Here is an 11,598-nt window from a genome sequence, read left to right on the forward strand (position 1 = left end):
CGCTTTCCCCGGCGGGGCCGGCACCGGCCGTTCTCCCCGGCCGGGCCGGGCCGTCAGCCGGGGTAGACCAGCGCCGTGCCCTCCTTGACCACCGCCTGCCAGTTGTCCCCCGGGGAGAGTTTCACTATCCCGTCGCTCAGCGTCGCCGCCATCAGCGGCAACTGCTCGTCGTCCGCCGCCGCGATCGACAACACCTGGTTCAGCCCGGGCAGCGCCCCCGACGCGGGCGCCGAACCGTCCGTCTGCACATAGCGCACCTGCTGCACGCCGCCCTGCTCCCTGCCGACCACCACGAGGCGGCTCCGGCCCGACCACGACATCGCCGTGACATCCGTCAACTGCGGTGCGGCCTGGCGCAGATCCACCACCGAGACCTGCTGCTCCTCGCCCTCTCCGTGCCGCTCGACGCGGCCGATCCTCAGGGTCGTGTGGCCGTCCTGAGTCACCAGGAGCGCGATGCGCACACCGTCCGCGGACATCCGCAGGGCCTCGATCCGGCCGTCGCCGAGACCCGGCACCTCGACCTCCTGCGGCTTCCCGGTGCCTCCCACCAGGCGCAGCAGCCTCGGTCCGCCCCGATCCCGGTCGGCCACCCAGAGATCGCCCCGGCCGTCCCAGCTCGGCGCCGACAGACGGTCCTGTTCCTTCTTGCCCCTGCTGATCACCAGGGCCGCCGAAAGCTCGTTGTCCGAGACGATGGACGACGTGTAGAGGGAGGTCTTGTCGTACGAGACCGCCGCCGCCCACTGTTCGTCGCGGGCCACGGCTATCTCGCCCGCCCGCAGCGCGGAGCCGAACGGACCGGACACCGGTTCGGGAGTCCCGCCGCCCCTCGTGCTGCCGGGAATCCGCTCCATGTGCCCCTTGGCGTCGACGAAGTACTGGCTGTCCAACCCGCTCGACGAACCGTCCGACGCGAACTCCTCGGCCTCGTTCGCCGCAAGCACACACAGCTTGGAGTCGTCGGAACGCTGCAAGTGGACCTCTTCGATCCGCGCGGACGTCAGATCCCGCACGGTGTAGAGGATCTGTGCGGCCATCATGCGGCAGGTCCCCTGCCCGACATCGTCCGCCTTCTTGCCGAGGGGAACGCTCAGCACGTTGTTGTCGTCGGCCGGCAACGACGTGACCCCCTTCTTCAGCGCCGTGCCCGGGGGAAAACCGGAGCGGACCACCGGACGCAGCCAGTCGGTCGGGCCCGCCAGGAGACGGCGGACCGCCTGGGTCACGGTGTCCATCCGGGTCGCGGGGTCCGTCCGGCTGCGCAGATAGACGGGGTCGGCCACCAGTGTCGGCCGCTCCCCCGTCCGCCCGGTGGCGAAGTAGTACTTGTCGACCGAGCGGTAGAGCCGCCTGAAGTCAGACTGGCCCAGCAGCAGTCCGTCGGGCACCACGTCGATGCGCCACTCCTTGCCGTCCGGCCCGTCCTCCCTCACCAGGTGCAGCGTCTCGTTGTAGTCGATGGGGGCGAGCGGCTGATAGGCGCTCTGGCCGTCGACCGTCGCCACCTTCTCGCCGGTCAGGGTGTAGGCGAGCTCCGTGACGCCGGGATCGTTGTCGTTCAACGGGCGGTCGCTCCGATTGGGCGCCTCGGCGAGCACCGTCGTGAACGCACTCGGCCGCCAGGTGCCCCGCGCCCGCTGCGTCAGGTACTGGCGCGTCGTCTCGAACTTCGGGTCATCACTGGTCATGGACTCCAGGAAGCCGTCGACGATCTCGTTCGGGGTGGCGTTGGCACGCGGTGCCACGGCGTACACCTGCACCTGCGAATCACCGAGCGGCGGGCCGTCGACGGGCTTGACGTCCCCCGTCGTGGGCATGGAGCTGCACGCGGACAGCAGCACCACACCGGACCCGAACAGCGCCAACGCCCCCCGTACGCGTCCGTACCCGACCCTGTGACGGTCAGCGCCCACGATCCGTGTCCCCCCACTCCGGGTTCCGTGTCTCCGAGTCGATGCCGCCCCCGGGGCTCCCGCCCGGCCGGTCCTCGGCGGCGCGCGCCACCACCCGCGCACCGCTGCCGGGCAGGGCCGCCGGATGGACCGAGGCCGGCGCCGTCCGGGCGGTCGCGGCGGACACCGGCAGTGCGGGCCGGTCGCCGGCCCCGGGCTGGACCGGGACCGCCGCCAGCCGGTGTCCGTCCCCGGTACCGGCCGGCAGGGCCCTCCCGCGGTTCTCCCGGTTGCGCCGGGAATCCTCGGGTTCCAGCGGTATCGGCGAACCGCGCAGCGGCTCGTCCGCCGTACGCGGCAGAGTCAGCCGGAACTGCGACCCCCCGCCTGGTTCGCCCCACGCCTGCAGCCAGCCGCCGTGCAGCCTGGCGTCCTCCACGGCGATGGACAGCCCGAGCCCGGTGCCGCCGGTCGTCCGCGCCCGGGCCGGATCGGCACGCCAGAAGCGGTTGAACACGCGGGTGGCCTCGCCCGGCTTGAGCCCCACCCCGTAGTCCCGGACGGCAACGGCGACCGCACCACCGGCCACCCCCATCCGCACCACGACGTCCCGGCCCTCACCGTGCTCGACCGCGTTGACGACGAGGTTGCGCAGGACACGCTCCACCCGTCGCGCGTCGGCCTCCGCTATCACCGGCTGCCCGTCGCCGACCACTCTGATCCGGGTGCCCTTGCGTTCGGCCAGCGGTTCGGCCCCGCCGATCACCCGGTTCACGACCTGCCTCAGGTCTATCGGTTCGGCCTCCAGCGCCGCGGCGCCCGCGTCGAACCGGCTGATCTCCAGCAGGTCGGAGAGCAGCGACTCGAACCGGTCGAGCTGGTCCCCGAGCAGTTCCGCCGATCGCGCCGTCACCGGATCGAAGTCACTGCGTGCCTCGTGGATGACGTCGGCGGCCATCCGTACGGTGGTCAGCGGTGTCCGCAGCTCGTGGGACACGTCGGAGACGAACCGCCGCTGCATCCGGGACAGCTCCTCCAACTGCTGGATCTTCAGCTGCAGGTTCTGCGCCATCTTGTTGAAGGCTTCACCGAGCCGGGCGATGTCGTCCTCACCCGTGACCTTCATCCGTTCCTGGAGCCTGCCGGCGGAGAGCCGTTCGGCGATGCCCGCCGCCATCCGCACGGGCGTGACGACCTGCCGGACCACGAACCACGCGATGGCCCCGAGCAGCACGACGACGAACAGTCCCGCGGTCGCCAGCGTGCCCTTGACCAGGGTCAGCGACTTCTCCTCCTGCGTCAGCGGGAAAAGGTAGTAGAGCTGGTACGGGTTGTGATCGATGTCGTACAGCCGCTTGCCCACGACGAGTCCGGGCTCCGAATCCGGCCCGTTCGCGTACTTGATCTCGGAGTACGTCTGGAACGCCCCGGAGCCCTGGTTCACCTTGTCCCGCAGCCGCTGCGGGACGCTCGCCGCGTCCACACTGCCCGAGCCCCGCGGCGCACGGGTGCCGTCGTCCGCGCTGAGTGCCACCACGTTGAAGGCGTTCTTGCCACCACTGGCGAGCTGGTCGACGAGCTCGGTCCGCCAGGAGTTGTTGGCCGTCGTGCCGTCCGCGGTGTCGCCGCCCTGGCCTCCCCGGTTGAGCGGAGCGTTCGCCTTCTCCTGGGCTGCGGCGAAACCACCCGCGGCCTGTGTCTGGGCGGCCTTGCCCTTCGCGTCGAGCAGGCCGTTGCGCACCTGCCCGATCACGACCAGCCCCAGGAGCAGCACCACGGTGAGCGACATGAGCAGCGTGCCCGCGACGACCCGCAACTGAAGGTTGCGGCGCCACAGCCGCACGGCGGGCAGCAGCGGACGCCGTACCCAGCGCATCAGCAGCCGCGGCACGGGGCCGCCGGGCGCCCGGTCGTGGAACAGCCGGCCACCCTGCAGAAGCCGTCCGGCCCGGGACCCCCTGTGTCCGGAAGCGGCGGCCCGCTCCGCACGGGCTGCCGACGCCCCGGGCTGCGGAGCAGCGCCACCCTGGGACATGTCAGCTCGGTCCGGCCTTGTAACCGACCCCTCGGACCGTCACCACGATCTCGGGCCGTTCCGGATCCTTCTCGACCTTGGAGCGCAGGCGCTGCACGTGGACGTTCACCAGCCGGGTGTCGGCGGCGTGGCGGTACCCCCACACCTGCTCCAGCAGCACCTCACGGGTGAAGACCTGCCACGGCTTGCGCGCGAGCGCGACCAGCAGATCGAACTCCAGCGGTGTCAGCGCGATCGACTGGCCCTCCCGCTTCACGGAGTGACCGGCCACGTCGATGACCAGGTCCCCGATGGCGAGCTGCTCCGGTGCCGGTTCCTCGGACCTCCGCAGACGTGCCCTGATCCGGGCCACCAACTCCTTGGGTTTGAACGGTTTCACGATGTAGTCGTCGGCCCCGGACTCCAGACCCACCACCACATCGACCGTGTCGCTCTTGGCAGTGAGCATGACGATCGGCACACCCGACTCGGCCCTGATCAACCTGCAGACCTCGATGCCGTCCCTGCCGGGCAGCATCAGATCCAGCAGGACCAGGTCCGGCTTGGCCTCACGAAATGCGGCAAGTGCCTTGTCGCCGTCCGCTACGAACGACGGTTCGAACCCTTCACCACGCAGCACAATCCCGAGCATCTCGGCAAGTGCGGTGTCGTCGTCGACGACAAGGACGCGTCCCTTCATAATCGACATCATCCCATTAGCTAATCGTTACCTGTGATGATCTGGCACACAGCTCTGCCAGTCCGGTCCCGGTGACCGGGGAAACCGCGCCCTCTTCCGTGACGATCGCCGTGACCAACTCCGGCGGTGTGACGTCGAACGCGGGGTTGTACGCGGTGGTCCCGGCGGGTGCCACACGCACACCACCGGCTTCGTCCCCGCCGGCCCCGGCCCGCGGCGCTGTGAACTCGGTCACTTCGTCCCCTCTCCGCTGCTCCACGGTGATCGACGCACCGTCCGGGGTGTCCAGATCCACGGTCGTGGTGGGCGCCACCACGATGAACGGTACGTGGTGATACTTCGCGAGCACCGCCAACGGATAGCTCCCCACCTTGTTCGCCACCGAGCCGTCCGCGGCGATGCGGTCCGCCCCGATGAGCACGGCGTCCACCTTCCCCGCGGCGAACAGCGACCCCGCGGCGTTGTCCGTGAGCAGGCTGTACGGCATGCCGTTGCGTGCCGCCTCGTACGCGGTCAGCCGGGCGCCCTGCAGCAGCGGACGCGTCTCGTCCACCCAGAGCCGGCGCAGCCGCCCCTCCCGGTGCGCGGCGAGCGCCACGGCGAAGGCGGTGCCCTCGCCCCCCGAGACGAGCGCCCCGGTGTTGCAATGGGTCAGCAACTGATGCCCGCCGCCCGACAGCAGTTCGTCCAGCAGCACGAGCCCGTACCGTGCCATGCGCGCACTGGCCTCGGCATCCTCCCGGTGCAACGCCCTGGCCTCGGCGAGCGCCGCCCGGGCAGCCCGCCCGGAATCCGCGCCCTTCTCCATGACGGTCCGGTACACGCCCGCGACCCGTCGCACCCCGTACCCGAGGTTCACCGCGGTGGGCCGCGCCCCTTCAAGCAACCCCGCGGCAGCCGCCACGTCCTCTCCCCGGGCGGCCGCGAGCGCCACCCCGTAGCCCCCGGCGATCCCCAGCAACGGCGCGCCGCGCACCGCCAGCGAACGGATCGCCCGCACCAGCGCGGGGACGTCGGTGCACACCAGCTCGACCTCCTCGGCCGGAAGCCGCGTCTGGTCGAGAAGCACCAGCACGGGGCCTTCCGGCGGCTCGGCCCAGCGAAGTACGGAAAGCGCGGGAGGCTCCGTGCCCACCGGCGGTTGCGCGTCCTGATCAGCCATCCGCCCAGTCTGCCCGGTGAGCCACCCGCAAATGAAGCCACCGAGGAGATACGGCGCCAGGCCCGGACCGGAGCTGCGCGTGGCACGATGGCTGCCAACCTGCCGTGCCGATGAGCGGACAGCACCGTTAAGGAGCGAGAATGAACGACACTCCGGGCTGGGCCTCGCCCGGATCTGCCCCCTCCGAGGGCCAGGGGGCCGACGTTCCCCGGCCTTCCCGGCCCGTCGACGGCAGCGGCCCGGCAGGAAACTGGTCCCCCACGCAGCCCCCGGCCGGGCAGTGGTCGCAGCCGGGCCCTCCCGGCACAGGTCCCGGAGTGCCGGGACCTGCTCCCGGCTGGGGCGGCGGGCCCCAGGGGCCCGGCTGGGGACAGCCGCCCCTCGCGGCCAAGCCCGGCGTCATCCCGCTCCGCCCACTCGGTGTCGGCGAGATCCTCGACGGCGCGGTATCCACGATGCGTGCCCACTGGCGCACCGTGCTCGGCATCACGTTGACCGTGTCCGTGGTCGCCCAGCTCGCCACGATTCTCATGCAGCGCTACCTGCTGCCCGCCCCGCCCACGATCGATCCGAACGCGACCGGCTCGGAAGCACTCCGGCAGAGCGCCGACTCCGCCCAGTCCTCTTTGGTCAACAGCATTCCGTCCGCGCTCGTCACGCTGATAGCCACACTCCTCACGACATCCGTACTGACCGTGGTGATCAGTCGCTCGGTGCTGGGCCGTTCGGTGACCCTCTCCGAAGCATGGTCCGAGGCCCGGCCCCGGATCGTTCAGTTGCTCGGCCTGACACTGCTGCTGACCCTGATGAGCGCCGCGATCATGGCCGTCGGACTGCTGCCCGGCCTGCTGATCGGTTCCACGGCCGGTGCCGGGCTCATCGTGGTCGGCTTCGTGGCCGCGGCCGTCGTCGTCCTCTGGCTGATGGTCCGCTTCTGCCTCGCCTCCCCGGCGCTCATGCTGGAACGCCAATCGATCACAGCCTCCATGCGCCGCTCCGCGAAGCTGGTAAGGAACGCCTGGTGGCGGACCTTCGGCATCCTGGCCCTCACCTGGTTGCTGACCCTCATCGTGGCCACGATCATCGCCATCCCGTTCACCGTCATCGCGATGGTCGTGGACGGAAATGGGGCCGACTCGCTCCTGATGGACGGCTCCGCGCACTTCGGCTGGTCGTTCCTGATCATCTCCGGTATCGGTCAGATCATCACGGCGACGATCACCTACCCGCTCTCCGCCGGTGTGATGGCGTTGCTCTACATCGATCAGCGCATCCGCCGCGAGGCCCTCGACCTCGAACTCGCCCGGGCAGCGGGCCTGCCCGGCTACGACAACGGGAGCTGATGCCGTGTCGGGGGTGGGGGCATCAACAACACGACTGCTGATCCGTGCGAGCGGCGACGTGCCCGTGGACACTCCGCGGGCACCTGCCCGCGAGGCCGCCGAGCGCGAATTGTCCAAGCCGATGTACCACGAGAACGATCCCGGCCTTCTCCAGCGCGGCCTCGACCAGCTCTGGGACTGGATCGGCGGCCTCCTGAACGCGGCCTCCGGTGCGGCACCGGGCGGCCCGGTCGGCCTTGTCGTGCTCGTGCTGGTCGCCGTCGGGCTGGTGGCCGCGCTCTGGTGGCGGCTCGGCACTCCGCACCGCGTCGTACGCACCCCCGACACCCTCTTCGACGACAGCCCCCGCACCGCTGCCGAGCATCGGGCCGCCGCCGAGACCCACGCCGCCGCCGACCGCTGGAACGAAGCGGTCCAGGAGCGCATGCGCGCCATCGTCCGCTCGCTGGAGGAACGCGCCCTGCTCGACCCCCGTCCCGGACGCACGGCCGACGAGGCCGCCGCCGAGGCCGCCCGTCCACTGCCCTCGCACGCCACGCGCCTCCGCGCCGCCGCCCGGGCGTTCGACGACGTCACATACGGCGGACGCACCACGGACCAGCAGGCATATCTGACCGTGCGGGCCCTGGACCTCGACGTCGAAGCCACGAAGCCGCTCCTGACGGCTGCCCGGGGAGCGGCCGGATGACCGAGGCCACCGCTGTCCCCACCACCTCGGCTTCCACCACCCCACGCCAGGTCTGGTCCCGCGCCCGCGGTCTGCTGCTCGCCCTTCTCGTACTCGTCGGCGCGGGCATCGCCCTGGCCACTGTGCGCTCCGGCGACCAGCACGGCCGCCTCGATCCGCGTTCCGCCGACCGCAACGGCAGTCGGGCGGTCGCCGAGCTCCTCAAGGAACGGGGCGTCTCCGTCCGTGTCGTCACCACCCTCGACGCCGCCACGAACCGGGGCGGTCCCGACACCACCTTGCTCGTCACCTCTCCCGACCTGCTGACCTCCCGGCAGCAGGACGAACTCCGGGTCCGCACCGCGCACTCGGCCGGTCGCACCGTCCTTCTCGCGCCGGGCCCGACCTCTGTCGGCACACTGCTCCCCGGCGTCCGCGCAGAACCCGCCGGACCGGCGTCGGTCCGTGCTCCCGGGTGCACCCTGCCGACCGCCCGCGGCGCCGGTCCCGTCGAAACGGGCGGCTACCGCTATACGGCGTCCGCCCCCGCCACCGCCTCTTGTTTCCCGAGCGACGGGAGCCCCACCCTCCTTCTGTTCGAACAAGGCGCCGGGGACACGGTTCTCCTCGGTTCGTCCGACCTCCTTCAGAACGCCCGACTCGGCAACCAGGGCAACGCCTCCCTCGCCCTGCAACTCCTCGGTTCCCGCCCTCATCTGGTCTGGTACCTCCCCTCACTTGCCGATAGCGGTACTGCTTCCGGAAACGGCGTGGACGACGACGGCCGAGGCGATCGCGGCTTCACCGACCTGATCCCCAAGGGCTGGCTGTGGGGCACTCTGCAACTCGCGTGCGCCGCCGCGCTGGCCGCCCTATGGCGCGCCCGCCGTCTGGGCCCTCTGGTGACCGAACGGCTCCCGGTCGCCGTCCGAGCCTCCGAGTCCGCCGAGGGCCGGGCTCGCCTCTACCGCAAGGCGAATGCCCGCGGCCGTGCCGCCGACTCGCTGCGCTCCGCCTCTCGTCGCCGTCTCGCCTCCCTCGTCGGTGTTTCCTCCGGAGATGCTCACTCCGCCGCTGCGCTGGTCCCCGCCGTCTCCGCCCGTCTCGGTGGCACCGACGGCGAACTGCACGCCCTTCTCTTCGGCTCCGCTCCGTCCGACGACGCCGCTCTCGTACAACTGGCAGATCAACTCGACACCCTCGAAAGAGAGGTACGCACTTCATGAGCGCCTCGCCCCCAGCGTCCGCCGGGACCACCGAACCCCTCGCGGACGGCGACACGGCCCGCGCGTCCCTGGAAGCACTGCGCTCCGAGATCGCCAAGGCCGTGGTCGGCCAGGACCCGGCAGTCACCGGACTCGTCGTCGCCCTGCTGTGCCGAGGTCATGTGCTCCTCGAAGGCGTTCCCGGCGTGGCCAAGACCCTCTTGGTCCGGGCTCTTGCCGCCTCGCTCGAACTCGACACCAAACGCGTCCAGTTCACTCCGGATCTGATGCCCAGCGACGTCACCGGCTCGTTGGTCTACGACGCCCGCACTGCCGAGTTCTCCTTCCAGCCGGGCCCCGTCTTCACCAATCTCCTCCTTGCCGACGAGATCAACCGCACACCGCCCAAGACGCAGTCCTCCCTCCTGGAAGCGATGGAGGAAGGCCAGGTAACCGTCGACGGCATTCCCCGCTCCCTGCCCGACCCCTTCCTTGTCGCGGCCACGCAGAACCCCGTCGAGTACGAGGGCACCTACCCCCTCCCCGAGGCACAGCTGGACCGCTTCCTCCTGAAGCTGACCGTGCCCTTGCCGTCCCGTGACGACGAGATCAGCGTTCTCACCCGCCATTCCCAGGGCTTCGATCCGCGCGATCTCACATCAGCGGGCATACGCCCCGTCGCCGGACCGGCCGACCTGGAAGCCGCTCGTGACGCAGTCGCCCGGACCAAGGTCTCTGCCGAGATAGCCGGCTATGTCGTCGATATCTGTCGTGCCACGCGCGAGTCCCCCTCGCTCTCCCTCGGTGTTTCCCCCCGAGGCGCCACCGCTCTGCTGTCGACCGCTCGTGCCTGGGCTTGGCTCACCGGCCGCGACTACGTCATTCCGGATGACGTGAAGGCCCTCGCACTCCCCACACTCCGTCACCGCATCCACCTGCGGCCCGAGGCCGAAATGGAAGGAGTCACGCCCGACTCCGTCATCACTTCGGTCCTCGCGCACGTCCCCGTACCCCGATGAGGCGCTGACCATGGCCCTTACCGGACGTACCGCCCTCCTGGCCGCTCTGGGGTCACTCCCCGTAGGCATCCTGGCGCCCAGCTGGACGGGCATGCTCGCGGTCAACGCACCGCTTTCCCTAGCTATTCTGTGCGACTACGCCCTGGCCGCACCAGTGCGAACGCTTCAGTTCACCCGATCTGGTGATACAACCGTTCGACTGGGCCAGACCGCTGAGGTACAACTCACCGTAACCAATCCTTCCCGTCGACGGCTTCGGGCGCATCTGCGTGATGCCTGGCCGCCCAGCAGCTGGCCCACCGGGAAGGACCGGACCGCTTCCCGACACGCCGTGACGGTCCCGGCGGGAGAACGCCGTCGGCTGACCACGTTCCTGCGACCGACGCGCCGCGGCGACCGTCGGGCCGCCCGGGTCACCGTCCGCTCGTTCGGGCCTCTGGGGCTCGCGGCCCGCCAGGGCAGCCACGTCGTCCCCTGGACGGTACGTGTCCTGCCGCCTTTCACCAGTCGCAAGCACCTGCCGTCACGCCTTGCCCGGCTTCGCGAACTCGACGGCCGCACCAGTGCGCTCACCCGTGGTGAAGGCACGGAGTTCGACAGCCTGCGTGACTACGTTCCCGGCGACGACACCCGCTCCATCGACTGGCGGGCGACGGCACGTCAGTCCGCCGTCGCCGTGCGCACATGGCGGCCCGAGCGTGATCGCCACATCCTTGTCGTCCTGGACACCGGCCGCACCTCGGCAGGCCGTGTCGGGGACGTACCCCGCCTCGACGCGGCGCTGGACGCGACGTTGCTTCTCACTGCCCTCGCCACCCGTGCGGGTGACCGTGTGGACCTGCTCGCCTACGACCGCGGGCTCCGGGCCCGTGTCCAGGGCAGGTCCACCGGAGAGGCTCTCGCGGCCATGGTGAACGCGCTGGCACCGATCGAACCGGCACTGGTGGAAACGGATGCCCGGGGTCTCTGTGCCGCCGCCCTTGCCCATGCGCCTCGCGGCTCCTTGATCGTGCTCCTCACGGGCCTGGACGCGACGCCCGTGGAGGAAGGACTGCTGCCGGTCCTGCCTCGACTGACGCAGCGCCACACCGTCCTGGTGGCCTCGGTGGCCGACCCCCACATCACGAAGATGGCGACGGCCAGAGGCACAGTGGACGCTGTCTACGAGGCGGCAGCCGGCGCCAAGGCGCAAGCAATGCGGATCCGTACCGCAGACACATTGCGACGCCACGGTGCTGTAGTCGTCGACGCTGCTCCGGACGACCTTGCTCCGGCTCTTGCCGATGCCTACCTGGCCCTCAAGCGAGAAGGCCGTCTTTGATCCCACCCACCGACTGCTGAGGGAAAGCTCTCCTGCGTTGCGAAGGCCGAGCCATGCCTTGCTTACGAACACTGCGAACACGGAGTGAACGGGGGAGGCAAGGAGGCTTCAGAAAGTCCTGTGAACGCGAAAAAGCCCCGCGCCACAAGGGCACGGGGCTTTCCCACAAAAGGAGTCCGGCGGCGACCTACTCTCCCACAGGGTCCCCCCTGCAGTACCATCGGCGCTGAAAGGCTTAGCTTCCGGGTTCGGAATGTAACCGGGCGTTTCCC

General features: G+C 70.4%; 9 protein-coding genes and 1 rRNA gene. 5 read left to right on the forward strand and 5 right to left on the reverse strand.

Annotation, left to right across the window (positions count from 1 at the left end; translation table 11 throughout):
• Positions 1-53: 53 nt before the first annotated feature.
• The 4 genes from ACF1CT_RS22760 to mtnA all read right to left on the reverse strand — a co-directional run bounded on the left by ACF1CT_RS22760 (position 54) and on the right by mtnA (position 5,771).
• Positions 54-1,820, reverse strand: coding sequence for an LpqB family beta-propeller domain-containing protein (locus ACF1CT_RS22760; RefSeq protein WP_391785753.1), 1,767 nt, complete (start codon positions 1,818-1,820; stop codon positions 54-56).
• Between the two features lie 85 nt (positions 1,821-1,905).
• Positions 1,906-3,930, reverse strand: a complete 2,025-nt coding sequence (gene mtrB, locus ACF1CT_RS22765; RefSeq protein WP_391785736.1) for an MtrAB system histidine kinase MtrB — start codon at positions 3,928-3,930, stop codon at positions 1,906-1,908.
• A 1-nt stretch (position 3,931) separates the two neighbouring features.
• Complete coding sequence (mtrA, locus tag ACF1CT_RS22770; protein ID WP_187438793.1) at positions 3,932-4,621, reverse strand: two-component system response regulator MtrA; 690 nt, start codon at positions 4,619-4,621, stop codon at positions 3,932-3,934.
• A gap of 4 nt (positions 4,622-4,625) precedes the next feature.
• Positions 4,626-5,771: an S-methyl-5-thioribose-1-phosphate isomerase gene (mtnA, locus tag ACF1CT_RS22775; protein ID WP_391785737.1), complete on the reverse strand. Its 1,146-nt coding sequence runs from the start codon at positions 5,769-5,771 to the stop codon at positions 4,626-4,628.
• A 140-nt stretch (positions 5,772-5,911) separates the two neighbouring features.
• On the opposite strand from mtnA, the gene ACF1CT_RS22780 reads away from it, so the two are divergent.
• Genes ACF1CT_RS22780 through ACF1CT_RS22800 form a run of 5 tightly spaced genes read left to right on the forward strand, consistent with a single transcriptional unit; the run spans position 5,912 to position 11,326 of the window.
• Positions 5,912-7,114 (forward strand): glycerophosphoryl diester phosphodiesterase membrane domain-containing protein, encoded by a 1,203-nt coding sequence (locus ACF1CT_RS22780; protein WP_391785738.1) that lies wholly within the window; start codon positions 5,912-5,914, stop codon positions 7,112-7,114.
• Between the two features lie 4 nt (positions 7,115-7,118).
• Entirely contained in the window at positions 7,119-7,802 is a 684-nt protein-coding gene (locus tag ACF1CT_RS22785) for a DUF4129 domain-containing protein (RefSeq protein ID WP_391785739.1), read from the forward strand.
• Positions 7,799-9,007: a DUF4350 domain-containing protein gene (locus ACF1CT_RS22790; protein ID WP_391785740.1), complete on the forward strand. Its 1,209-nt coding sequence runs from the start codon at positions 7,799-7,801 to the stop codon at positions 9,005-9,007. Before ACF1CT_RS22785 ends, ACF1CT_RS22790 begins: the two co-directional genes overlap by 4 nt.
• Positions 9,004-10,005, forward strand: a complete 1,002-nt coding sequence (locus tag ACF1CT_RS22795; RefSeq protein WP_391785741.1) for an AAA family ATPase — start codon at positions 9,004-9,006, stop codon at positions 10,003-10,005. The genes ACF1CT_RS22790 and ACF1CT_RS22795 overlap by 4 nt, the downstream gene beginning before the upstream one ends.
• Before the next feature lie 10 nt (positions 10,006-10,015).
• Entirely contained in the window at positions 10,016-11,326 is a 1,311-nt protein-coding gene (locus ACF1CT_RS22800; RefSeq protein WP_391785742.1) for a DUF58 domain-containing protein, read from the forward strand.
• A gap of 174 nt (positions 11,327-11,500) precedes the next feature.
• On the opposite strand, the gene rrf is transcribed toward ACF1CT_RS22800, so the two are convergent.
• A 5S ribosomal RNA gene (gene rrf, locus ACF1CT_RS22805) occupies positions 11,501-11,598 on the reverse strand; the annotation flags it as partial.

The organism is Streptomyces sp. NPDC014734 (genome assembly GCF_043083325.1).
Taxonomy (GTDB): Bacteria; Actinomycetota; Actinomycetes; order Streptomycetales; family Streptomycetaceae; genus Streptomyces.